The organism is Staphylococcus sp. 231237_7MaSpsaltlick (assembly GCF_043107035.1).
Genome location: NZ_JBICNX010000002.1, coordinates 205,652 through 232,098 on the forward strand (window position 1 = coordinate 205,652; position 26,447 = coordinate 232,098).

Consider the following 26,447-nt stretch of genomic DNA (forward strand, 5'->3'; position numbering starts at 1 on the left):
TACATAAGTCTTATTTTGAAATCTTTATTGCGTTGTTAAGCTACTAAGCACATAATGCTAAGCCAAGCTTAGCTTGTAAGACTGAAATTTGTACGCTTTACAAATTAAATATATTGATGTGTTTTTAAATAATCGATAATTTGAGCGACTGCCTCTTCCACACTATATTGCTCTGTATCTATTACAATTTCTGGATTTTGCGGTTCTTCATACGGTGCATTTATACCTGTAAATCCTTGAATCTCACCATTACGTGCTTTTTTATATAATCCTTTAGGGTCTCTTGATTCACATTCATCTAGGCTACATGAAGTGTAAACCTCTATAAATTCATCTTCTGCTAATAGTTCACGGACCACTTCTCGATCTGCTTGATAAGGTGAAATAAACGCCGTCACGGTCACTAATCCAGCGTCAACCATAAGTTTACTCACTTCACCGATACGACGAATATTTTCCGTACGATCGTCTGGACTAAATCCGAGATTTTTATTTAGACCATGTCTCACATTATCTCCATCTAAACGATAAGTATGAACTTGTTGATTATATAAAGCTTTTTCCAATGCTACAGAAATTGTCGATTTACCTGACCCTGATAATCCGGTAAACCAAATGACTGTACTTTTATGATTTTTACGTTGTTGTCTTTCTTCTTTAGTTACTTCTGACGCATGCCAAGTAATATTTTTTGAAGTAGTCATGACCAAGCTCCTTTAAAATTATTTTTCTTGTAAACCTTTAATAAGTACTGCTGCTACTTCAGGTCTTGAAAATTCTTTAGGTAATGATTCACCTTTTTTTAATTTTTCACGGACTTTTGTACCACTTAGATGCAAGTGTGATGAAGCATCATGTGGACATGTCTTCGCTGTTGCCATATTTTCACAAGATTTACAGTAGAAAGCGTGCTCAAACTTCAAAATCTGTATTCCTAACTCTGCTTCATATTGTGCAATTAATTCTTGCGCTTCATATGTACCATAATAATCACCCACGCCAGCATGATCACGACCAACAATAAAGTGGGTACAGCCATAATTTTTACGGACTGTCGCATGTAATATCGCTTCTCTTGGTCCCGCATAGCGCATTGCTGCTGGATAGATTACTAAGCGTGTTCTATTTTCTGGGTAATAATTTTCGAGAATAACTTCGTAACTTTCCATTCGTACTTCGGCTGGAATATCATCAGATTTCGTTTCTCCTACTAAAGGATTTAATAGAAGTCCATCTACCGACTCTAATGCGGCTTTCTGAATATATTCATGTGCACGGTGTACTGGATTACGTGTTTGGAAACCAACAATTGTCTTCCAATTTAAATCGTAGAATAGTTGTCTCGTTTCTGCTGGATCTAAATGGTAATCTACAAAATCATCATGTTTAGGTCTATCTAATAAATGAATCGGTCCAGCTAAATATACACTACCTTTTTCATAAACTTTTGCTACACCTGGATGTTCTACATCTGTTGTTCCATATACAAATTGCGCTTCTTTCTCTTTGTCATAAGTATACTTCTCTTCTAGTTCAAGAACGCCGTATAAATGATTGTCTTCGCCATATAAAGCGATGCGCGAACCTATTTCAAGTTCATTAGCTTTATCCTCAGTCACCGGTAAAGTGATTGGGATACTCCATACTAAACCATTACTCAAATGCAAGTTCTCTACTACTTCAGTATAGTCTACTTCATTCATAAACCCTGTTAACGGACTAAAACCACCGATACCAATAAGTTCTAAATCTGATAAACTCCATGGATTTAATGTAATAGCCGGTAACGAATCTACTACTGTTAGCAACTCCTCTTTTAAACTTGTATCTGCTTCTCTATTGATTAATGTTCCACCATGTGGTTGAATTGTATTTTCTTTAATTTCTTTAGTTAATGGCAATTGAAAAACTCCTTTTTTAATCTACTTCATGCGCGTTGACATTTGTATTATTTTTAGTGAAGATAAATGGTAATTTCTTATTTTGATATAAAGTGAAGAATAATAAACCAATCCAAATAACGATTAACGCTATTTTTACAGACATTGAAACTATGGGACTAGCTTCAAATACACTTAATAAAGAACTACTATTTGTAAAAATTATTAATCCACTGACACAAACAGCTAAAATATTCATAGGTAAAATCTTAACTAAATAAGCTGCAAATGGTGCTGCTATTAAACCACCAACACTTAATGCAATTACTAAGCCCCAGTTAATTTGGCTCCATCCTAAAAAGATAATGAAACTAATAGAAGCTGAAACAGTTACAAAAAATTCACTCGCTGAAACTGTACCTATTGCATATCTTGGTTCTAATTTTTTCTGGGCTAATAACAATGGCGTATTAACCGGTCCCCAGCCGCCACCACCAACAGAATCTAGAAAACCTGCAACTGCGCCTTGTGGAATCATCGAATATTTCCCAATGCTTGAAGGTTCTTTAATTTCGTGTTTATTTCGTTTATATAAAAATTGATATAAAATGTAAAAGCCCATCGTTAATAAAAATATCGCGATAAATGGTTTGATAAATTCACTGTGAATATGGCTCAAAAATGCTGCACCTATAAAAGCCGTTACAGCACCTGGAAGTGCCAATTTAATCATCGTTGGCTTGTGTACATTATCAAACTTCCAATGTGATGTACCAGAAGCAGCTGTTGTCGCAATTTCTGAAAAATGTATGGTTGCAGAAACGATAGCTGGCGCTACGCCAAATGTTAATAGTATAGATGAGGAAGAGGCGCCAAAGCCCATTCCAAGTGAGCCATCAATTAATTGTGCAAGAAAACCTGCAAGTGCAAATATAAATAGTTTATTCATGCGTCGTACTCCTTCCGACTCTACTTCATTGATTCAAGCCTTTTTATCATTTCAAGTTGCTTATTTTTCTCTCTATATGGCTGAGTTAAAGCCATTTTCAAAAAATCTTCTTTTTGGCTCATAGACAATTGTGTTTGCTTAATCTGTTGTCTACATTCATATAAAAAATCAACATAGTCTTCATAACTACTATCAAAACGTTCTTTGAATTCTGATAAAATTTGTGCTGTTAGCTTAGGGCTAGCACCATTAGTAGAAATACTCAGTGTCAACTTTCCGCGACGCAATATACTTGGAAATACAACATCACCTTTCTCGGCATCGGATGTCATATTAATAAATGCATGCTGAGGTTTTGAAGCTAGAATTTGTTGGTTAACTTCGCTACTATTGGTTGCAACGATGATCAAATCCGCCTGTTTTATATCTTTTGCTTCGAATGATTTTGCATGCCAATGTACGCCGTTTTGATCAACCATGTGACGTAAATGCTCGGAAATCGTAGGGCTAATGATGTGAATGTCTGTCGCATAATGCACTAAAGTACTAACTCTACGTTCAGCAACTTTGCCACCACCAACGACAACAATTTGCTTTTGAGAAATATCTATCATAAGTGGTATAAATGGCATAACATCACTTCTTTCTTAGATTGAATTACTGAGTCACATATTCAAAAGTCTCTTCAACACGTTCTTTTAATGCATCTTGCAAATGTTTATGATTACCTAACCGTTTACAGAGTATAATCTCTTTGGCATTCCCATATTCAACAACTTTCTTAGAAATCTGTTGATCTAGTATGCCTGTAAACCATATATAAGGCACAATATAGATTTGTGAACATTCTGAATGAACAGCATTATGCAAAGCTTCTTCAAAGGAAGGCTTACAAGCAGCTAAATAACATGTTTCGATATCACTAAATCCAGTTTGCTCCTGCAATTGAGACTTAATTGTCTCTACATCTATTTGAGTTTGTGGGTTATAACTACCTCTACCAATGATGAGCACTTTGGCATCGCCTTTTGGCGTAACACCTGATGCTTCAATCCTCTGTTTTAAAATTTCAGTCAATCTTGGTTGCACGCCTAAAGGTTCACCATAAGTAACATGGACGCTGGGATGTTTTTGTTGATTACGTTCAATTTCTGCTGGAATGTCCTTGAAATAGTGACCAGCGCTTAATAACAATACAGGTATCACTGAAATTTCAGTTGCGCCTTTATCAACTAAGCGTTGGAATCCTTGTGATAAGTCTGGGCTTGTTAATTCTAAAAAACAGGTCTCTTGCAGGGCCACATCAACTTGTACTTTTACTAAATCAATAAATGCTTTAGCTTCATTGACAGCATCGGGTACTCTACTACCGTGACTTACATATAAGACGCCTCGCATACTTACCCCTCCGTTTCTAGCGCTCTCAATAACACTCGTTCTATGTTATTGATGTGTTAGTTTCGCTACTGCTGATTCAACTGGCATCTCTTCAAACCAGCTAATACGCTCTCTTAATTTGACCACTTCACCGACAACGATCATTGCAGGGTTTTCAATGTCTTTTGCTATTTCCACAATATTTGATAACGTCCCTACCACAGTCTTTTGAAATTCTGAAGTTCCTAAACGTACTAGAGCAACAGGGGTATCAGTAGCGCGACCATGTTTGATTAACAACTCACTAATTTCAGGTAATTTTTTAACACCCATATAAATACATAGTGTTTCTGGCCCTAGGGCAAGGTGCTTCCAATAACTATCTTTATCTATATTTTTATTAATAACACCTGTAACAAATGCTACGGATGAACTATAGTCACGATGTGTTACTGGGATACCTGCGTATGCTGGTGCCGCTACGCCAGAAGTTATGCCAGGGACAATTTCAAATGGAACATGGTGCTCAGCTAATATTTCCGCTTCTTCTCCACCTCTACCAAAGATAAAAGGATCGCCACCTTTTAACCTTGTTACTACTTGTCCTTTTTTAGCTAAATTCACGAGTAATTTATTCGTGTCTTCTTGTGGCAACGAATGGCGATTAGGATCTTTACCACAGTACATAAATTTTGCTGTGGGTGATGCATGAGTTAACAATTCTTTATTCACCAATCGGTCATACAAGATTACATCTGCTTGTTCAATTGCTTTTAATCCTTTGACTGTAATCAGATCAGGATCTCCAGGCCCTGCGCCTACTAAAAATACTTTGCCCATCCTGTCACCACTTTCTCAAATTTTAACTATGGAACGTCTGTCCATCTCTTACTTCTTCAACAATTCCTGCACGTACAACGAAATCTCCGAAATGCTCTCCTTCAGTTCTTTCTTTTGCATATTGGATTAGTATTGGTTTTAAATTTTCTAATATTTCGGCTTCACCAATATTTTCTTTGTAGATTTTATTTAATCTATCGCCTGTAAATCCTCCACCCAAATACATATTATATTTGCCTGGACCTTTACCAATAAAAGCAATTTCTGCTAATGCTGGTCTCGCACAACCATTTGGACATCCAGTCATTCTAATCGTAATTTCTTCTTCGTTTAATCCCGCTTCATCAAGTAAGTTTTCAATTTTACTAATGAGAGAAGGTAGGTATCTTTCTGATTCTGCCATGGCTAGACCACATGTTGGGAATGCCACACAAGCCATAGAATTTCGTCTCAGACCTGTATAATTTTCACCATCTGTAATGCCATACTCAGCGATAATTTTTTCGATTTCGGGTTTTTTATCTGCAGACACATTAGCAATGACTAAGTTCTGGTTGGGCGTTAACCTAAAATCACCTGTATGAATTTCTGCTATGTTTCTTAATGCAGTTTTTAATTTATATTCTTCAGTGTCTTTGACGCGCCCATTTTGAACAAATAATGTGTAGTGCCATTGGCCACTGCCTTCTGTCCAACCATAGCGGTCGCCATTGTCATCAAAGTGATATGGACGTGACTCTTCTAATTTCCAACCTAAACGGTTATTGATTTCATTTTTAATCCAATCAACACCAAGTCTATCTACCGTATATTTAAAGCGGGCATTCGTACGTACTTCACGATTACCATAATCTCTTTGAACGGTTAATATCTTTTCACAGACATCTACGACTTCTTCTTTCGGGAAGTATCCGATAAGACGTCCGACTTGTGGGTATGTGGCCGTATCACCATGTTTCATGCCCATGCCACCACCGACAGTAATATTGAATCCAACAAGTTCATCGTTTTCTAAAATGGCAATCAAGCCGATATCTTGAGAGTACACATCTATATCATTTGATGGAGGCACCGCTATACCAATCTTAAATTTACGTGGAAGATATGTTTTACCATAGATTGGCTCAGGCTCTTCATCACTTGTATCCAAAACTTTTTCACCATCTAACCAAATCTCATGATATGCCTGTGTCTTAGGCGAAAGGTGTCGACTAATATCGCTTGCGATTCGATTAACTTCACTATGCACATCGGATTGGTAGGGATTAGGGTTGCACATCACGTTACGATTCACGTCTCCACATGCTGCGAGTGTATCTAGTAACGATTGATTGATGTCTTTCATCGTTTGTTTTAAGTTATGTTTTAAAATGCCATGAAATTGAAATGCTTGTCTTGTTGTTAATTTTATTGTGTTATTCGCATAGGTGTTTGCGATATCATCCATCGCAATCCATTGATCTGCTGTCGAAGCACCGCCTGGCGCACGCACTCTAATCATAAAGCTATAAGCAGGCTCTAACTTTTGTTTTCTACGTTCATCACGAATATCTCTATCGTCTTGCATGTAACTACCATGGAATTTTAATAGTTTCGTGTCTTCTTCAGCGATTGCACCTGTCACTCTATCTGCTAAACCTTCGACAATCGAACCACGAAGATAATCACTGTCTGTTTTAATACGTTCCATTTCATCGAGTTTGTCTGAAAAATTCACTTTTGTTTCAGCCATATCATCATCCCTCTCTTAATAAACATCTCTTTGATAACGTTTGTCTTTTTTCATTTGAGTAAGATACGCTTCTGCATCTGTTTCAGACATGCCACCTTCTTGTTCCAAAACATAACGTATGGTTTCATGTACATCTTTTGCCATATTTTTTTCGTCACCACAAACATATAGGGCAGCGCCATCTATCAACCATTTATAAAACGCTTCGCTTTGCTCTGCAATGCGGTGTTGAACATATACTTTTTCATCAGTATCACGTGAAAAAGCCACGTCTAATTTTGATAGTGTTTCGTCTTTTAACCATGCTTGCCATTCCGTTTGATATAAAAAGTCTGTAGTGAAATATTGTTCACCAAAGAATAGCCATGTATTACCAGATAACCCTAACTCTTCACGTTCTTGTAAATATGATCTAAACGGCGCTACGCCTGTACCAGGACCAATCATTATTACAGGTGTTGTTTCGTCAAATGGGAATTTGAAATTTGGATTTTTCTTTAAATATATTGGAATTGTATCTCCCGGTTGTACACGTTCAGCTAATTGTACTGAACACACACCATTACGAGCTCGTTCATGTGCTTCGTATCTAACTGCGCCAACAGTTATATGAACCTCATCAGGCGTTGCTTCGTAACTACTTGCTATAGAATATTCTCTTGGTGGTAATTTTCTTAGGAATTTATATAAGTTTCCAGGACTTAAATTTGTTGCTGGGAATGCATTTAATAGGTCGATAACATCACGGCCATCAATGTATTGTTGTATCCACTCAGCATCTTCTACCTGTGCAAGTAATTCGGTATTTCCAAATAACTCAGCTGCTTTTTGTAATAATGGTTTCGTTAATTTTGTAACTTCAAAGTGTTCTGTTAATGCTTTTTCTAAAGTTAATGTATCACCATCGTCATTAATAGTTACCTCTGTATCTTTGTCCCAGCCTAATGTCTCGGTTAATAATGACACTATCTCTGGATCGTTTTGAGGTAAGACTACGACACAATCTCCAGGTTCAAATGATTCTCCATAGTTGTCTAATAACAACTCAATGTGTCTAACTTCTTTGTTAGATCCTCTGCCATTGAGGTTAATATTTTCTAACACTTCAGCTTGATATGGGTTTGCTTTGGTATAACGTTTTTCTTTTGCTGATTGTACAGTTTCAGTAGATGTCACTGTTGGCTCATTACCAGAAGATTGATTTATTATTTCAATATTGGTATTCATCCATTTTTCTGCTAATTCATCAAAATCTAAATCACAATCTTGTCTTTCAGCTAACTGCTCAGCACCTAACTCTAGTAATCTAGCATCAAAATCCTTACCAGTTTGGCAGAAATATTCATACGATTCGTCACCTAAAGCTAATACTGAGAACCTTACATTTTCTAGTTTCGGTGCCTTACGACTATGTATAAATTCATGGAATGTAAGTGCATTGTCTGGAGGATCACCTTCACCATGTGTTGCAGTAATGACAAATAAATCCTCTACTTTTTTCAATTCTTTTGGTTTAAATTCGTCCATCGCTGTTAATTTCACAGTATGGTTTTGTTCGACAAGACGGTCGGCAAATATTTCAGCTAAACTCTGTGCGTTACCTGTTTCGGAGCCATAAACGACGGTGATGTGACGATTATTCACTTCTGTTTCTGATTCAGAATTCAATACATATTCTGCTACTTGTTGTGGCACCTCAGATGCTGATTCTTGCGTGGTTTGTTGTGCCGTAAGATAGCCGCTTAGCCAAATTTGTTGTTCTGCTGTTAATGTTTGAAAAATTTGATTTAATTGCGCCGCCTGTTCCGCGTCAAAAGGGCTATTTGATACTGATAAATTCACAATGCGTTCACCTCAATTTTTATTTTTAAAGCCATGAATATTTAATTTTTTTATTTCTTTACTTTCCCTATTAATTTTCAAATACTAATTAATAGGGAAATATTTTAAAATAACACAATATTCAATGGTATGATTCTTTATATACCCGATACGAATACTAGGGTATTGGTACAAAAAAATTTCTAACCTCAGTTATGGTTTATTAGTGGTATGAAGACCACATTCTGTTTTGGTAGAATTACTCCATCTGCCTGCTCTTGAGTCTCCTGAACCTGACACAGCTGCTGTACACGGGATACAACCAATACTCGGATAATTAAAATCATGTAATTCGTTATAATGTAAATCATATTTTTTGATATATGCCCATACATCGTCCCACGTCCAATGGATTAGTGGACACACTTTAACAGACTTAAATCGCTCATCTTTATTAATAAAATTAGTAGATTGACGACTTGGTGATTGCTCTCTTCTTAATCCTGAAACCCAAGCTGTCGCGCCAGACAACACTTCTTCTAGTGGTTTAATTTTACGAATGTAACAACATTGATTTGGATCATTCTTCCAGAGTGCTGGATTAAATTGATCCGCCTGTTCTTCTAAAGTAAGATCTGGCTGTTTAAGTTTTATATTCAATTCTGGATAACGTGCTTTAACACGATCTATTAAATCATATGTCTCTTGGAAATGAAGGTTTGTATCTAAGAATACAATTTCAGCATCTTTTTTCACACTGTAAATTAAATCAATTAAAATCATACCTTCAGCACCAAAGCTACATGAATATATAATAGAATCGCCGTATGTTTCGTATGCCCATGCGATTACCTCACGAGCGCCTTTCGTTTCATCTGTGATATCTAATGTATCAAAAGCGTTTGGCTTAAAGTTCTCATACGTAATTTTTGCTTCTGACATGAATGGGTCATCCCCTTTTCTTTTAATGTGCGTTGATTAAAAGTTCACGTTACATTTATTTTTAGAATTATTCGAAAATAATTATGTTAAACACTTTACCCACTGAAATTTTTTATGTCAAGTTCATCTTTTAATAATTCAAAATGTTAAAATTCTACTAATTATATCAAATGAAATCGCTTTATAAACCTATTTAAAAACGTTTTTCAATAATTATTTTAAAAAAATAATTATAATAATCTACTGCTTGCAATATCGCTCAAACATGCGGTTTTATAGTATTTCTATATTTTTTGAAAAAATTTAAAATTTTTATAATAATTCTAATTTAAAACCAAAAATACCAACAAACATTTGAATGCTTGTTGGTATTTAGTAATTTTTTATTTTATACGCACTAATTAAACAGAAAAGCTTAGTCTTGGAATGAATGTTTCAAAATGAACATGATCCATTGAAATATTCAACGATTGTAATTCAGCAATCATCGCTTTCAGGAATGAATTTCCTCCACATACGTACACCTCAGTATTTTCATCTACATACTCGCTCAATTGCTCCGTTTCAATAAATCCGTCACTATCGCGAAAATGCTTAATAAAAGTAGCATAATCTGATTGCTCAGTTATTTGATTTAATTTTTCTTCAAAAGCGACATTTTCCGCATTTGATGTTGCTTGTAAGAATATCGCAGGCGTGCCAGCTTTAATTGCTTCATCATACATTGAAACAAGTGGTGTGACACCTACGCCAGAACCTAAAAACAATTGTTTAGCCGATTTATTTTCCAATTTAAAACCGCCAACGGGTGCAGATAAATTTAATGTGTCACCAACAGATACTTCATCATGTAAAATCGTTGATACTTCACCTTCATGTGTTTCTGTCACGTCTCTTCTGACACCAAAAGTTAAGAAATCCGTGCCGCCATCGACAATCGAATAATGTCTTTTAGCTTGATATGGTAATTTATCGCTAGAAATGTCTACAGTGATGTACTGACCAGGTACAAATTGACTCAAATCTATTTTGTCGGATTTAACGGTATATGATTTAATTAATTCTGTTTCCTTCGTAATTTGCGTAACTTCAAACGGTTTAAAACCTTCCCATGCCATTTGGTTATATACTTCTTTCTCTAAACCAATAAACGCATCAGCAATTTCATCATACGCTTTTACCCAAGCTTGAATAATTGGATCTTCATCTTTCAACCCAGTTACTTCTTCAATAGCCCAAATTAAATTTTCACCGACAATTGGGTAATGTTCTGGTTTAACTTGTAATGCGCAATGTTTATACACGACTGGCATAATGGCTGGCACAATCGGTGTCAAATCTTCAATATTTTCTGCTGCAGCAACTACAGCCATTGCTAAAGCAGAAGATTGTAGTCCTCTTTTTTGATTCGTTTGATTAAATACATTTTTCAATTCTGGGTGTTCTTCAAATAATCTTTTATAAAAAATCGCAGTAATATCTTGCCCTTTTTCTTTAAGTAATGGTACCGTTTCTCTAATTGTTTGAATCTCTGTCTCGCTTAACATTTGAACCCTCCTGCCTAGTTCTATATTCCCATTATTAATCGAGTTCAATTATCTTACAACATTACATAATTAAATTCACAAAATTATCACATGCTATATTCATAAATTTGTAACTTATTTATTTTTCACAATTAATTTGCTGTAATAAAAAATTTAACGTCTAATTTATATTTCATTAATGTGTCTCAAATTGTAAAAACTCTTGGAATTAATCAACTATACTTTTTTAAAGTAGCGTAGTTGATGAGATTAATGAAACTAACTAGTAGTGCGTAATCATTATATTGTCTGTAAATATCATGTTTAAAATTGTGTTTCTAAAAATAGAAAAAGACAGAAATCATATTGTTCTAAAATGATTTCTGTCATATTTCTTAAGTATAAATTCTAAATCTATAGTTTGAATCGTCAGTATGTTAACTAACCGTTGTTATACTTATTATTCAATTGATGTATCAAGCGTTTAAACTCTGCTTCAGATTTAAATTCAAAAGTAATTTGACCTTTAGTCTTGTTTGTAGAAATAGCTACACTAGTACCATATTGCTCTTTTAGTTGTCGCTCTTGTTGCCTAATAAATTTAGGCTTAGTAATTTTTGCGTTTTCAGTTGCATGGCTCTTTTTCTCACTGAAATGCGTTGTTACATATTGCTCTAATTCTCTTACACTCCAAGACTCCCGGTGGGCTTTGTTAGCGATTTGTTGCATTTTTTGTGTATCTTTGACAATCAATAAAGTGCGGCCATGTGCGCCAGATAGCGAACCATTTTTCACCATATTGGAGACTGATTGAGGCAAGTGCAATAATCGTAACATATTTGCGATGTAAGGTCTTGATTTACTTAAACGTTGTGCAACGGCTTGTTGTGTTAAGTTTAGATCATCCATCAATTTGCGGTAACTTTCTGCTTCTTCAATTGCATTTAAATCTTCACGTTGTAAATTTTCTATAATAGCTAGTTCCATCATATCTTCGTCTGTTAGTGATTTTACGATTGCAGGAACTTCTTTTAAGCCTGCAATACCAGCTGCTCTGAAACGTCTTTCACCCACTACAATATTATAACCAGCAATTGTTTTTCTTAATACAATAGGTTGAAGGATACCGTGTAATTTAATAGATTCAGCAAGGTCTTTTAAACGTTCTTCATCAAATGTTTTTCGAGGTTGATATGGATTAGCTTTAATGTCTTGAATTTTTATATTTTGAACTTTTGCATCTGCTTCTAAAATTAACCGTTGATCTTGTTCATTTTCGATTTTAAAACACCCACTTCCCTTGTTATCACTAAATTGATACATATACTCATATACTTATTATATCATCACTGCAACACCATAAAATACAGCTAACAAAATTTAATTTAATCTAAATTTTCAGAAAAGTTATTGACAAATATAATTTTAATGTGTAACCTTGGGTATATCAAATTCGTAATGACATATTTCACACACAGTAACAAGGAAAGTAAAACTTACACTGCTGACACAGAGAGTCTTTGATACGCTGAAAGAAGACACGGAAAGAAAGTTTGAAAATGGCCTTTGAGTGTTGATGCCAATATGAGGTATCAACGGGATCGCCCGTTATAGCGATACAGTATTAACATTTTGTTAAATGGCGTACTGGATTTTTCCACACGTCGTATATTTCGTTAATACTCATTTTATTCCAACATAAGATGGGTTTTTATTTTTATTGAAAATACGATTATATGATTCAGATAACGCCAATCACATAACAACTTGGTGTACTGGATAAGGTTACTTTAGTGATAAAGTAACAAACAAAGGTGGTACCGCGAGCTAAGCTTTCGTCCTTTACATCCGAATTATTCGGGTTTAAAGGACGGAAGCTTTTTTATTTTAAAAGGAGGTTAACAATTATGAAAAATACTGAATTCGCACAGATCGCACTTTCTCAAGATCATACAGGTGCAATCGCTAATCCAATATACTTATCTACAGCATATCAACACCCTAAGCTCGGGGCTTCAACAGGATATGACTATACAAGAACTAAAAATCCAACACGTTCTGCATTTGAAGAAGCATTTGCAAAACTTGAAAGAGGTACTGCTTCATTTGCAACGTCTAGCGGTATGTCTGCCATCCAATTAATTTGTAACTTATTTAAATCTGGGGATGAAATTTTAGTTTCTTTCGACTTATACGGTGGTACTTTTAGACTTTTTGATTTTTACGAGCAGCAATACGGTATACATTTCAAATATGTTGATTTCCTTAATTATGAAGAAGTAGAACAAAGTATTACAGAAAATACAAAAGCACTATTTATCGAACCGATTTCTAATCCGCAAATGATAGAAGTCGATATTGATCCATATTACATTTTAAGTAAAAAGTTCAACCTATTATCTATCATAGATAATACATTTTTAACGCCATATCTTTCAACTCCGCTTGAAGAAGGTGCGGATATCGTTTTACATTCGGCTACAAAATATATCGGAGGTCACAACGATGTCCTCGCAGGTGTTGTGACTGTAAAAGATGAACAACTTGCTGAACAACTAGGACAATTACACAATATGATTGGCGCGACGCTATCGCCTTTCGATAGTTATCTATTACAACGTGGCCTAAAAACATTGCATTTAAGAATGGATCGTTCTGAATATAATGCTAAATTACTTGCCGAACGATGTAGTCAACTAGAAGCCATTGATCAAGTACTTTACAGCGGACGTACTGGTATGTTGAGTTTAAGGCTAAATAAAAATTATAAAGCCGATAAATTCTTAGAACACTTAGAAGTTTGTATTTTCGCTGAAAGCTTAGGTGGCACTGAAACATTTATTACTTTCCCATACACACAAACGCATGTGGATATGCCAGATGAAGAAAAAGATAAACGTGGCATAGACGAATATTTATTAAGGTTATCCATTGGCATTGAGAATTATGAAGATATCGAACAAGATATTATTCAAGCATTAGAAAAATCTAAACAAGGAGTGATTTCATGAGTTTATCAAAAGAAACAGAAGTAATATTCGATGCACATAGAGGGATTGATTATGATTCAGCAAATCCTCCTTTATACGATTCTTCAACATTTCACCAACAAGTTTTAGGCGGTGATGTTCAATATGACTACGCTAGAAGTGGCAATCCAAACCGCGCTCTTTTAGAAGAGAAACTAGCTAAACTTGAAGGTGGCAGTCATGCTTTTGCATACGCATCTGGTATAGCAGCAATCTCATCAGTGTTACTCACGTTAAATACTGGTGATCATGTCATTCTCCCAGATGATGTATATGGCGGAACATTTAGATTGACCGAACAAATATTAACACGCTTTAACATTGAATTTTCAACTGTAGATACGACTCACTTAAAAGAAATTGAAAATGCGATTCAAGACAACACACAATTAATATATATCGAAACTCCATCGAATCCATTATTTAAAATTACAGATATTCGAGGAGCTGCAGATATAGCCAGAGACAATAACTTGTTACTTGCTGTAGACAATACCTTTATGACCCCACTTGGGCAGTCGCCATTAGCACTCGGCGCAGATGTTGTTGTACATAGCGCCACTAAATTCTTAGGCGGTCACAGTGACATTATCGCCGGCGTAGCTATTACCAACAATCAAACCGTTGCTGATGCGCTTTACCTTTTACAAAATGGCACTGGTAACGCCTTATCTGCACAAGATAGTTGGACGTTAGCTAAACATTTAAAAACTTTACCTGTACGTTTTCAACAATCTGTAGAGAACACCAAACAAATATATGATTTCTTAGCACAATGTGATGAAATCTCTGAAGTCTATTACCCAGGAAATAGCGAGCTACATTTATCTCAATCACATCATGGTGGATCTGTGTTAGGTTTTAGATTGAAAGATGAGACAAAAGCTCAAGCATTTGTAGATGCCTTATCACTACCTTTAGTTTCAGTAAGTTTAGGAGGCGTCGAAACAATCCTCTCTCATCCAGCTACAATGTCACATGCAGCTGTACCTAAAGCAGTTCGTGAAGAACGTAATATTACATTTGGCTTATTTAGATTGAGTGTCGGATTAGAATCAGCCGACGAATTGATTTCAGATTTAAATTACGCATTTAAGGAGGCTTTCAATGAGTCAACTACTCGACAAACTAAAATCCAACATATTAGTCGCTGATGGTGCTATCGGTACAATCCTTTACTCTGAAGGCCTTGATACTTGCCCAGAAGCGTATAACTTAAACCATCCCGATAAAGTCGAACGTATTCACCGCACCTATATTGAAGCTGGTGCAGATATTATTCAGACCAATACGTATGGCGCAAATTTTGAAAAATTAAAAGCTTTTGGTTTAGAACATAGAGTGAAAGACATTCACCAAGCAGCAGTACAAATTGCCAAAAAAGCAGCAAATGATGATACTTTTATCTTGGGTACTGTCGGTGGTTTTAGAGGCATTAAACAAGAAGACTTAGAGCTCTCATCTATTCAATATCATACGGAAATCCAAGTAGAAACTTTAGTTAATGCTGGAGTGGATGGTATTCTCTTTGAAACCTATTATGATTTGCAAGAACTTACAAATATTATTGAGGCCACCAAACGTAAATACGATATTCCAATTATTGCTCAACTAACTGCTTTAAATACAAATTACTTAAGGGATGGTACTGAAATTAATCATGCACTACAACAAGTAACTTCAAGTGGTGCAGACATTGTAGGATTAAACTGTCACCATGGTCCACACCATATGCAGCAATCCTTTTCACACATCGAATTACCTGAGGGTGCATATTTATCTTGTTACCCAAATGCAAGTTTGTTAGATATTGAAAATAGCCAATTTAAATATAGTGATAATGCATCTTATTTCGGTAAAGTTGCTAAACAATTGATTAACGAAGGTGTAAGACTGATTGGTGGTTGTTGTGGTACAACTCCGGAACATATCCAATACATCAAATCGTCTGTAGCTGGTTTGAATCCTGTTACTCAAAAAGATGTTATACCGATTACAAAATATATTAATAACACAGAAAAAGAACCAAAAAAACAAAACCTTAAATCAAAAGTTGAAAATCGCCCTACTATTATAGTCGAATTGGATACTCCGAAGCATCTTGATACAGAAACATTTTTCAGAAATATCAAAAAACTCGATGATGCACAAATTGACGCTGTCACTTTAGCTGATAATTCACTAGCAACGGTTCGTATTAGCAATGTAGCTGCTGCAAGCATTATTAAACAGCGTTATGATATCGAGCCCTTGGTGCATATCACTTGTCGTGACCGTAATCTCATCGGATTGCAGTCACATCTATTAGGATTGTCATTACTAGATATCAATGAAATTTTAACAATCACTGGTGACCCTTCAAAGATTGGCCACTTACCAGGGGCAACCAATGTCTATGATGTGAATTCTAAAGGGCTAACCGAAATAGCCTTACGTTTTAATCAAGGTATTAACACTGATGGTGATGCGCTGAAGACAAAGACAAACTTCAACATCGCAGGTGCTTTTGATCCAAATGTAAGAAAATTAGACGGTGCAGTTAGACGCTTAGAGAAAAAATTAGAGAGTGGTATGCACTACTTTATAACACAGCCAGTCTATAGCAAAGAAAAAATTAAAGAAGTTTATGAAGCGACAAAACACTTAGACGTCCCTTTCTTTATAGGTATAATGCCCGTTACAAGCTACAACAACGCATTATTCTTACACAATGAAGTACCTGGCATTAAATTATCGGATGAAATATTAGAACAATTTGAAGCAGTTAAGGATGACAAAGCCAAAACAAAGGCTTTAAGTCTAAAACTTTCAAAAGAACTGATTGACACAGTACATGAGTATTTCAATGGTTTGTATTTAATTACACCATTCCAAAAAGTCGATTACACACTAGAACTTGCAAACTATTCAAAAACAATTACTTCAACTAAACAGGAGGCAATATTATGACAATTAAAACATCAAATTTAGGTTTTCCAAGGTTAGGTAGAAAAAGAGAATGGAAAAAAGCAATCGAAGGATATTGGTCAAATAAATATGATTTAGAAACACTTCATCAACAATTAACAGATTTACACAAAGAGAATTTATTACTCCAAAAAAATTACAATTTATCTAGTATTCCGGTTGGAGATTTCTCACTATATGATCATATCCTTGATACATCGCTACTTTTTAATATCATCCCTGAACGTTTTCAAGGTAAAGATGTAGATGATGATTTATTATTCGATATTGCCAGAGGTAATAAAGAACATGTTGCGAGTGCATTAATAAAATGGTTCAACACAAACTATCATTATATCGTTCCAGAATGGGATCATGCTGAACCTAAATTAAATAAAAACGTGTTGCTTGAACGTTTTAACTACGCACAATCTCTTAATGTAACTGCGCATCCAGTTATCGTTGGGCCAATTACATTTGTGAAATTATCTAAGGGCGGCACGCAATCATTCGAAGAAAAAGTAAATACACTTTTACCTTTATATAAAGAAGTTCTACAATCATTAGTTGACGCTGGCGCTGAATATATTCAAATCGATGAGCCATCATTAGTTACTGACGATAGTTCAGAATATGAAACTATCACGCAAGCCGCATATGATTATTTTGCTGAGGCTGGTTTAGGTGAACACTTAGTAGTACAAACTTATTTCGAACGAGTTAACTTAAAATTCTTAAACGGTCTCCCTGTTAAAGGATTAGGTTTAGATTTCGTACATGATAATGGATTTAATCTACAACAAATTAAAGCAGGAGATTTAGACAATTCCAAAACACTTTATGCCGGAATCATCGATGGCCGTAACGTTTGGGCTGCCGATATCGAAGCTAAAAAAGAACTAATTGAAACGTTACAAACATATTCAAGTGATCTTGTCATCCAACCTTCATCTTCACTATTACACGTTCCTGTATCACTAGATGATGAAACGCTAGATACATCAATCGCTGAAGGTTTAAGCTTCGCTACCGAAAAATTAGATGAATTAGATGCGCTTAGACGTTTATTCAATGATAACGATGATACAAAATATAATGAATTAAAAGCACGTTATGAACGTTTCCAAAATCAATCGTTTAAAAATCTTGAATACGATTTTGATAGTGTGCGCACTTCAAGACAATCAGCTTTTAAAGAACGTAAAAAAGCACAAGACGCGCGCCTAAATTTACCAGATTTACCAACAACGACTATTGGTTCTTTCCCGCAGTCACAAGAAGTTCGAAAATATCGCGCAGATTGGAAAAACAATCGTATCACAGATGCAGCATATAAAGAATTCTTAAAAAATGAGATTGCTCGTTGGATTAAAATTCAAGAAGACATTGGTTTAGATGTCCTTGTACATGGTGAATTTGAACGTAACGACATGGTAGAATTCTTTGGTGAAAAACTACAAGGTTTCTTAGTAACGAAGTACGGTTGGGTACAATCATACGGTTCACGTGCGGTTAAACCACCAGTTATTTATGGAGATGTAAAATGGACAGAACCTCTTACTGTCAAAGAAACATTATATGCGCAAAGTTTAACTGACAAACCAGTTAAAGGCATGTTAACTGGCCCTGTCACTATTTTAAACTGGTCATTTGAACGTGTTGATTTACCACGCGAAGAGGTTCAAGATCAAATCGCCTTAGCAATTAACGAAGAAGTGTTAGCCCTTGAAAATGAAGGTATCCAAATCATCCAAGTTGATGAACCTGCATTAAGGGAAGGCTTACCGCTCCGTTCAGAATACCATGCAGACTATTTAGATAAAGCAGTTCGTTCGTTTAAACTGTCCACATCTTCAGTCGCTGATGCAACACAAATTCATACACATATGTGTTATTCTCAGTTTGGGCAAATCATTCATGCAATTTACGACTTAGACGCAGACGTTATTTCTATTGAAACATCACGTAGCCATGGTGATTTAATTCAAGACTTTGAAGATATCACATACGATTTAGGTATCGGCTTAGGGGTATATGATATTCATAGTCCAAGAATTCCAACTGAAGCAGAAATTACAGAAGCGATTAACCGTGCTTTACAAGAAATTGATCGTTCACTTTTCTGGGTAAACCCAGACTGTGGTTTGAAAACACGTAAAGAAGATGAAGTTAAAGAAGCGCTTAGTGTATTAGTAAATTCTGTTGATAAATTACGTAAATCAACAAATACTGCAACTGTCTAATTATCAATTTTATAGGTGATGCCAATGAGTTACCCTTTATGGAAGCAATTAGAACAATTAAAATTATCAACGTGGGTCGACTTGACCCACACGTTTGATGAAACTATTCCTTGTTTCAGTGAATTTGAGCGTGCCAAAGTTTCAACACTTTTTAATGTTCAAAATGATGGCTTCTATGTTCAAAATTGGAATATTGTAAGTCAGTATGGGACACATATCGACGCCCCTATTCACTTTGTAGAAAACACACGTTATTTGCATGAATTAAATTTAAAAGAACTGGCCCTGCCACTTGTTGTTTTAGATTTTTCACAAGATGTAGCAGAAAATGCAGATTTTATTTTAACGCGTAGCCATATTGAACAGTGGGAGACTGAACATGGCTTAATTGAGCCTGAGACATTTGTTGCTTTTCGCAGTGATTGGTCGAAACGTTGGCCAAATATCGAAGCGTTTGAAAATAAAGACTCCGATGGCAATCAACATTTGCCAGGTTGGGGGTTGGATGCTTTAAAATATTTACTTGAAGAACGTAAAGTTAAAGCAATTGGACACGAAACTTTCGATACAGATGCATCAGTAGATATTGCGAAAAATGGCGATATTGTAGGTGAGCGTTACGTGTTAGGTCAAGACACCTATCAAATTGAACTATTGACCAATTTAGATCAGTTACCTAGTCGAGGCGCAATCATTTATGCCATCAGTCCCAAACCGAAAGATGCACCAGGATTTCCTGTACGTGCATTTGCGATAAAGCCTTAAACTTAAAACATAAAATTAGTATCATTTACAGGGTCCGAGATATGTATATATAACTCGGGCCCTGTATAACTATAAAAATAGTCCTAAGCAATCTATAACAACAGATTACTCATGGGTAATCTTAAATATGTTTGTTAATAAACTAACACACAGTTGATGGCATATACATATTGGCGTTAACTCAGTTGTCACGCTTGTTAGTTTAAGTCGTACTTGTGTATATGAGCTTTAGCTTAAGTAATCATTTTCTACCAATTATTTACATCGCTAGTTATCTTCCCCAACTGTGAGTCAGAAATCTTTTTAGCACAAGAAGGTTTCTGATTCTTTTTTATTAATATTATAGTACAAAATACATAGGTCATTAGTTTGATTTTACATAAATGATAATTCATATCATTTAAAAACTTTGAATCAATGTTATAATTCAAGAAAATTCAATATAGTTTATCTTGGGTGCTTTCCACCTATTTTCTATATAAATAACATAAATAGAGGTGACTTTTTTGCAACTTAATCAAACCAACGCTCCTTTTAATAAGGAGCAATTAGCACTTATAAATCAACTACTACCGATGCTTTCAACAGAACAGCAACATTGGTTAAGTGGTTACCTTATCAATCCAAATGCACTAGAGTCTGAAGATGACGCTTCAGTAGCACAAGAACCAAACTCACTAAACAACGCTGAGAACGAAACAAATAATTTAACTTCTACAGTTAATTCATCGGAACCTATAGATATCAATATATTGTATGGCACAGAAACAGGTAACGCTGAAGAAATTGCTGAAACATTTGAAGGTAAGCTAAAAGAACACAATTTTAATGCACATTTATGGGATATGGATGATTTTCCTAAAGAAACATTAGCCGATGTTGAACATCTCTTTATCATTTGTTCAACACAAGGCGTGGGTGAGCCTCCTATTAACGCTTTAGATTTATATGACTATCTTCATAGCGATGAAGCGCCACAGCTAGACACTGTCAACTTTGCAGTATTAGCGCTTGGGGACCAAGACTTTCCAGATTTTTGCCAGGCAGGCAAAGACTTTGATCATGTTTTAGGTGAACTAGGTGCAAATAGAGTAGCTGACCGCGTAGATTGTGATTTTGACTTTGAAGAAACTGCCGAGCAATGGATTACAAATATGCTTGAATTACTTTCTCAAACATCATCGAATATGGATACGATTGACGAAGAAGATGAAACTGTCACTATAGATGAACCAGAAGCGCCATTTTCTCGATCAAACCCTTTTCAAGCAGAAGTTTTAACAAATACCGTACTAACACAACCAGAAGCTTCTCGTGAAGTACGACACTTAGAACTATCACTTGAAGGTTACTCTGAAGCATACGAACCCGGAGACAGTTTGGTTGTTATACCGCACAATGACTCATCATTAGTTGCAAGTCTAATCTCAGCATTAGGTTGGGAAGCTGACACTAATATTAAACTAAGCGACAACGAAGAAGCACGCTCACTTAACGATGCGTTAAAATATGATTTTGAAATTTCTAAATTAACGCCAGGCCTCTTACACAATGCGGCCGAATTATTTGGTAATCCAATGTTAAATGCAAATGTCCAAAAATCAGAATGGATTCAGGATTATATATATGGGAGAGATGTGATTGATTTAATCCAAGACTTTACGCCCGTATCGTTAGAGCCCCATATGCTACCGCAGCTATTAAGAAAATTGCCACCAAGAGAATATTCTATAGCGAGCAGTAATCAAGTCAATCCTTATAGTGTGGATATCACAGTACGCGTTGTGAAATACGAGTCACATCGTCGTGAACGCCAAGGTGTTTGCTCTGGACAACTTGCCGACCGCACACAAATAGGTGATAAAATCCCTGTTTATCTTAAAAAGAACCCTAATTTCAAGTTCCCATATAACAACCATACGCCAGTCATTATGATTGGCGCTGGGACAGGCATAGCACCTTACAGAGCATTCCTTCAAGAAAGAGAACATTTACAACTTAAAGGAAATCAATGGTTAATATTTGGAAATCAAAATTATGACGCCGATTTCTTGTATCGTAGTGATTTAGAATCATGGCTTGAAAAAGGCGTCATTAGCAAACTAGACTTAGCATTTTCACGAGACACAGAAAACAAAATCTATGTCCAACACCGTATTGAAGAGAATGGCGCAGATTTCTATAAATGGTTAAGAAATGGTGCGACCGTTTACCTTTGTGGTGACAAAGATGAAATGGCTAAAGGCGTACACCAATCACTTGTAAATGTATTAGTGCAACATGGTGACTTTACTCAAGCACAAGCGGAAGATTATTTAACAGAACTCATTAAAAATCAAAGATATCAACGAGATGTGTATTAATTTAGGGTATAAATATCCTAAATTAATAATCACTATCTTAATAAATACAAAATAGTTATGGATAAAACAATGTAGTCTGGATTCATTTTATTCGTACTCAATTTTTAAAAGGTGGCTATAATATGACACAATTCGCAATCACTTATGATAATGCATTAGTATTAATAGATAAGGAACATGATCATATCCAACTTGAAAGAAAATTAGAAGGGATGAATATCATTTCAATCGCTCAAGACCCCAACAATAAAGACGTTCTTTATTGTGGCACATTCGATCGAGGTTTATGGAAAAGTATAGACAAAGGTCAGACATGGTCCCCTATCGGCACACGTTTCACTTATAATAGTCCATTCAACAAAGATGACATTCACATGACAGCTGTCACTGCAGTTACAGTTATAGATATAGGTAATAATCACAGTGCTGTATTTGTAGGTACTGAACCTAGTGCTTTGTTCATATCATATGACCAAGGTAATTCATTCGAATTGCTTACCGATTTTAGTCATATTACTGGTAAAGATCAATGGTTCTTTCCTCCTAGACCGCATACGCATCATGTAAAATGGTTTGACACAAGTATTAAATCACCAAACATGATTAACCTTACAATTGAAGCAGGTGGCTTTATTCAATCTACCGATGTGGGCCAACATTGGACAGCGCCACAAACCGAAGATACGCCTATTGATATTCACGTCTTAAAGAGCCATCCAGACTACCCAAATAAATTATACGGCGTTTTAGGCGATGCTTTCTTAAATGGTGGACGTGATACATTTATTGAAAGTGATGATTATGGTAAGTCTTGGACAACGTTTATTGAAGGAATTGAACATAGATATGGCTACGGTTTAGCGATTAATACTCAAAACCCAGAGAATATTGTTATTGCTACTTCGAATTCTCCATATAACGCACATAACTATGGAGATAGCACCTTTTCAACCATTTACGCTATTAATAAATCACAGGAGAACAAGTGGGTTGAAGTAACTACAGGACTACCCTCTCCAAATGGCACATTAGTTTCATCCATCACTGAGCAAGATGGCACCTTTTATATTGCTAATAACAAAGGCGTCTATTATTCAGATGACGGCGGTGTCAGTTGGACAGCGTTTGATATAACATGGCCAGATTCACTCACATCTCAACACGCACACCAATTTATTACTTTAAATTAGAAAATGTTAGACGAATAACCTTAAAGTTTGGACAATAACCAAGCTTTAAGGTTATTTTTTCGCTCAATCACACCGTTTTTCAGAGTGAATAAATACCACTTAACCACAAATACATACCACTTGTATAATTTATGTAGTATTTTTAGTTAAAATTTGTTTTACTTATGGCAATAGGAGGTGTGCCTGTATGGATTTAGAAATAATTCACGATAATGATTTATCCAAAGGAAAGGTTGTCATTCAGAGTCATAAACATACTGAACAACTACCAGAAATTATTGCTTATATAAAACAACTGTCACAAAATAAATTATTCCCTGGAAAATATGATGATGATGTTTACTATATCAAACTCCAAGATATTATTAGCTTTCGCATAGAGAATAAAATTTTAACGATTATCACGCCAGACCGTCAATATACCAGTGCTCAGCGTTTATATGAAGTGAAATCACAAATCAGTCCTCAATTTCTACAAATTTCAAAATCTGAAATTATTAATATTAACTATATCGATCATTTAAAACTTAATAAAAATGGCACTATCGAGATTCGTTTTACGAACAATGATTTCACCTACTCTTCGCGGAGATATTTGCCATTAATCAAGGAGGCTTTAAAACTATGAAACGTTTATTTTGCGGAGCAACCATTGGTATTGCTATTGGCGTAATTATTGCTTTAATATTTTCAACTATTTTTGCAAGAACGGCTTTTCACCCTGTATCGCCCATATCAACCATGGGGCATCTTTATTTTCAACATTTAAACGAATTACAAATTATGTTTATCTCAGTTATTATCTGGGCCTTAATAGGTATTAGCTTTAGTTTTGGTAAACTTATATTTTCAAATTCTAGGAAATCACTTTTATTTAAAACATCACTTCATTTTAGCCTTATGTTTATCATTATGTTGCCTTTAGCTATACTAGCAGGATGGTTTCCGCTTAAATTATCAGCAGTTTTGTTTTTCATCATTATCTATACAGTTATCTATTTTATTATTTGGACCATAGAAACGAAAAGGAATCAGAATGATATCAATGAGATTAACGCTATGCTTTCTCACAGAAGGAATGATAAAAATGAATAAAGGTAGATATACTGTGTTACCTGATGAACCTATTACAATATTCTTGATTGGTCTTCGTGTGAACAAATGGTACAAAATTCATAAATGGTTACCTGTACTTTTGGCTATGCCACCTATGCTCAATGAATTATCGAAAAACAAGTCACTCGGTTGCCTATCTTATGAAATGTTATTTAAATATCGTGGCGTGATGGTAGTACAATATTGGCAATCAAATGAACAACTTTTAACTTATTCAAAAATGCCAACACATTTAAAAGCTTGGCGCAGATTTGCAAAATCATTAAAGCAAAATGAGGCTGTCGGGTTTTATCATGAGACTTATAACTCAGATACAAGTCAGTATGAAAACATCTATATCAACATGCCTGACTTCGGTCTAGGTAAAGCACGTGATAACCAAGCAGTAAACAAAGCAACACAAACTGCAACACAAAGACTACGCTCTCAAAGATGATTTTAAATTATTTGTTAAAAATAGATTATTACAAAACATAATGGCCGAGACATATTAACTGATGCCCCGGCCATTATGATATTGCTTATATATTATCTTATATATTCAAAGATGCCTGCAGCGCCCATGCCGACACCGATACACATTGTTACCATACCATATTTTGTATCTGGTCTTTTTTTCATTTCTGATAATAATCTACCTACTAACATTGCACCAGTAGCGCCTAGTGGATGTCCTAATGCAATTGCTCCACCATTAACATTCGTCTTCTCACTATCCAATCCAACTTCTCTCATTGACGCTAAAGTTTGAGATGCAAAAGCTTCATTTAATTCTACTAAATCTATATCGCTAACATCTAAGTCCGCTTGTTTTAACACTTCAGGAATTGCGTAAGCTGGTCCAATCCCCATTAATTTAGGATCTACACCAACAGCTTTGAACCCTACAAAGCGTGCAATTGGTTTAACACCTAATTCCTTAACTTTTTCTCCAGACATGACAACTACAAATCCAGAACCATCTGTTAATGGTGCAGATTGCCCTGCAGTCACTGTGCCGTCAGCCTTAAACACCGTGCGTAGCTTAGCAAGTGCTTCTTTATTTGTGTCGGGTCTAATTAATTCATCATCTTTAAACACTTCTTTGCTAATAACCGGACCATTTTGATCATAAGTCACTTTATTAACTTCTATAGGTATAATTTCATCCTCAAATTTACCTGATTGTTGTGCTTCTGCAGCACGTTGATGACTTTGCACAGCATATGCATCTTGGTCCTCTCTTGAAACATTATATGTTTCAGCAACCATTTCTGCAGTCAATCCCATAGGATAAGAAACACCAGAATCTTCATCTTGAAGTATTGGATTATTCGTCGGTTCATTACCACCCATTGGCACTGCACTCATCAGCTCAATACCTCCAGCGACAAGGACATCTGCTTGGTCAGCAATAATTTGATTTGCCGCATGTGCAATCGTTTGAAGTCCTGAAGAACAATAGCGATTCACCGTTTGCCCTGGCACTTCATTAGGCATACCTGCAAGTAATGCAATCGTTCTTGCAATATTCTGACCTTGCAAGCCTTCTGGGAATGAATTGCCGACAATCACATCTTCTACCATGCTTGGCTCAAATGAACCTCCAACTCTTTCTAATACACCTTTTAATACTTTAGCGGCAACCTCATCTGGTCTTTCATGAGCCATTGCACCATTTTTTGCTTTACCAGCTGCTGAACGTCCATAAGCAACAATATATGCATCTCGCATTTAAGTTCACCCTTT

General features: G+C 35.5%; 22 protein-coding genes and 1 other annotated feature. Of the genes, 10 read left to right on the forward strand and 12 right to left on the reverse strand.

Features of this window, described 5'->3' with window-relative positions:
• Positions 1-104: 104 nt before the first annotated feature.
• From cysC to ACF91D_RS04140, 11 genes are all read right to left on the reverse strand, one after another.
• On the reverse strand, positions 105-704 hold the full coding sequence (gene cysC, locus ACF91D_RS04090; protein ID WP_327620960.1) for an adenylyl-sulfate kinase: 600 nt from the start codon (positions 702-704) through the stop codon (positions 105-107).
• An 18-nt stretch (positions 705-722) separates the two neighbouring features.
• Complete coding sequence (gene sat / locus ACF91D_RS04095) at positions 723-1,901, reverse strand: sulfate adenylyltransferase (protein ID WP_039067150.1); 1,179 nt, start codon at positions 1,899-1,901, stop codon at positions 723-725.
• A gap of 16 nt (positions 1,902-1,917) precedes the next feature.
• The gene (locus ACF91D_RS04100) at positions 1,918-2,829 is read right to left on the reverse strand and encodes a sulfite exporter TauE/SafE family protein (protein ID WP_069792633.1); all 912 of its coding nucleotides are present in this window, start codon (positions 2,827-2,829) and stop codon (positions 1,918-1,920) included.
• A 20-nt stretch (positions 2,830-2,849) separates the two neighbouring features.
• On the reverse strand, positions 2,850-3,461 hold the full coding sequence (locus tag ACF91D_RS04105) for an NAD(P)-binding protein (RefSeq protein WP_069792634.1): 612 nt from the start codon (positions 3,459-3,461) through the stop codon (positions 2,850-2,852).
• 25 nt (positions 3,462-3,486) lie between these two features.
• Positions 3,487-4,227, reverse strand: coding sequence for a sirohydrochlorin chelatase (locus tag ACF91D_RS04110; protein WP_327620961.1), 741 nt, complete (start codon positions 4,225-4,227; stop codon positions 3,487-3,489).
• A gap of 45 nt (positions 4,228-4,272) precedes the next feature.
• On the reverse strand, positions 4,273-5,046 hold the full coding sequence (gene cobA / locus ACF91D_RS04115; RefSeq protein ID WP_327620962.1) for a uroporphyrinogen-III C-methyltransferase: 774 nt from the start codon (positions 5,044-5,046) through the stop codon (positions 4,273-4,275).
• A 22-nt stretch (positions 5,047-5,068) separates the two neighbouring features.
• Positions 5,069-6,778 (reverse strand): NADPH-dependent assimilatory sulfite reductase hemoprotein subunit, encoded by a 1,710-nt coding sequence (locus ACF91D_RS04120; protein WP_327620963.1) that lies wholly within the window; start codon positions 6,776-6,778, stop codon positions 5,069-5,071.
• A gap of 15 nt (positions 6,779-6,793) precedes the next feature.
• On the reverse strand, positions 6,794-8,620 hold the full coding sequence (locus ACF91D_RS04125) for an assimilatory sulfite reductase (NADPH) flavoprotein subunit (protein ID WP_107548616.1): 1,827 nt from the start codon (positions 8,618-8,620) through the stop codon (positions 6,794-6,796).
• 192 nt (positions 8,621-8,812) lie between these two features.
• Positions 8,813-9,541: a phosphoadenylyl-sulfate reductase gene (locus ACF91D_RS04130; RefSeq protein WP_039067160.1), complete on the reverse strand. Its 729-nt coding sequence runs from the start codon at positions 9,539-9,541 to the stop codon at positions 8,813-8,815.
• 401 nt (positions 9,542-9,942) lie between these two features.
• Positions 9,943-11,088: a globin domain-containing protein gene (locus tag ACF91D_RS04135; protein WP_327620964.1), complete on the reverse strand. Its 1,146-nt coding sequence runs from the start codon at positions 11,086-11,088 to the stop codon at positions 9,943-9,945.
• Positions 11,089-11,508: 420 nt separating this feature from the next.
• Positions 11,509-12,390 carry a ParB/RepB/Spo0J family partition protein gene (locus tag ACF91D_RS04140; RefSeq protein WP_101051388.1) on the reverse strand — a complete coding sequence of 294 codons (882 nt, stop codon included), beginning with the start codon at positions 12,388-12,390 and terminating at the stop codon, positions 11,509-11,511.
• A gap of 145 nt (positions 12,391-12,535) precedes the next feature.
• Positions 12,536-12,913: a binding site (T-box leader), on the forward strand.
• Positions 12,914-12,974: 61 nt separating this feature from the next.
• Here ACF91D_RS04140 and ACF91D_RS04145 point away from each other — a divergent pair.
• From ACF91D_RS04145 to ACF91D_RS04195, 10 genes are all read left to right on the forward strand, one after another.
• On the forward strand, positions 12,975-14,078 hold the full coding sequence (locus ACF91D_RS04145; RefSeq protein WP_069792640.1) for a PLP-dependent transferase: 1,104 nt from the start codon (positions 12,975-12,977) through the stop codon (positions 14,076-14,078).
• On the forward strand, positions 14,075-15,250 hold the full coding sequence (gene metC, locus ACF91D_RS04150; RefSeq protein WP_327620965.1) for a cystathionine beta-lyase MetC: 1,176 nt from the start codon (positions 14,075-14,077) through the stop codon (positions 15,248-15,250). The genes ACF91D_RS04145 and metC overlap by 4 nt, the downstream gene beginning before the upstream one ends.
• The gene (locus ACF91D_RS04155; RefSeq protein ID WP_069792641.1) at positions 15,204-17,045 is read left to right on the forward strand and encodes a bifunctional homocysteine S-methyltransferase/methylenetetrahydrofolate reductase; all 1,842 of its coding nucleotides are present in this window, start codon (positions 15,204-15,206) and stop codon (positions 17,043-17,045) included. Before metC ends, ACF91D_RS04155 begins: the two co-directional genes overlap by 47 nt.
• The gene (gene metE, locus ACF91D_RS04160; protein ID WP_101051385.1) at positions 17,039-19,285 is read left to right on the forward strand and encodes a 5-methyltetrahydropteroyltriglutamate--homocysteine S-methyltransferase; all 2,247 of its coding nucleotides are present in this window, start codon (positions 17,039-17,041) and stop codon (positions 19,283-19,285) included. Before ACF91D_RS04155 ends, metE begins: the two co-directional genes overlap by 7 nt.
• 24 nt (positions 19,286-19,309) lie before the next feature.
• Positions 19,310-20,050, forward strand: a complete 741-nt coding sequence (locus ACF91D_RS04165; RefSeq protein ID WP_119585253.1) for a cyclase family protein — start codon at positions 19,310-19,312, stop codon at positions 20,048-20,050.
• A gap of 506 nt (positions 20,051-20,556) precedes the next feature.
• Positions 20,557-22,413, forward strand: coding sequence for an assimilatory sulfite reductase (NADPH) flavoprotein subunit (locus ACF91D_RS04170; protein ID WP_202847875.1), 1,857 nt, complete (start codon positions 20,557-20,559; stop codon positions 22,411-22,413).
• 122 nt (positions 22,414-22,535) lie between these two features.
• Positions 22,536-23,603: a WD40/YVTN/BNR-like repeat-containing protein gene (locus tag ACF91D_RS32445; RefSeq protein ID WP_327620967.1), complete on the forward strand. Its 1,068-nt coding sequence runs from the start codon at positions 22,536-22,538 to the stop codon at positions 23,601-23,603.
• A 187-nt stretch (positions 23,604-23,790) separates the two neighbouring features.
• The gene (locus ACF91D_RS04185) at positions 23,791-24,231 is read left to right on the forward strand and encodes a LytTR family DNA-binding domain-containing protein (RefSeq protein WP_039067172.1); all 441 of its coding nucleotides are present in this window, start codon (positions 23,791-23,793) and stop codon (positions 24,229-24,231) included.
• Positions 24,228-24,698 carry a DUF3021 domain-containing protein gene (locus tag ACF91D_RS04190; protein ID WP_327620968.1) on the forward strand — a complete coding sequence of 157 codons (471 nt, stop codon included), beginning with the start codon at positions 24,228-24,230 and terminating at the stop codon, positions 24,696-24,698. The genes ACF91D_RS04185 and ACF91D_RS04190 overlap by 4 nt, the downstream gene beginning before the upstream one ends.
• Positions 24,691-25,155: a DUF4188 domain-containing protein gene (locus ACF91D_RS04195; RefSeq protein WP_039067175.1), complete on the forward strand. Its 465-nt coding sequence runs from the start codon at positions 24,691-24,693 to the stop codon at positions 25,153-25,155. Before ACF91D_RS04190 ends, ACF91D_RS04195 begins: the two co-directional genes overlap by 8 nt.
• A 92-nt stretch (positions 25,156-25,247) precedes the next feature.
• Here ACF91D_RS04195 and ACF91D_RS04200 read toward each other — a convergent pair whose 3' ends face one another.
• On the reverse strand, positions 25,248-26,432 hold the full coding sequence (locus ACF91D_RS04200; RefSeq protein WP_107549476.1) for a thiolase family protein: 1,185 nt from the start codon (positions 26,430-26,432) through the stop codon (positions 25,248-25,250).
• Positions 26,433-26,447: the final 15 nt, after the last annotated feature.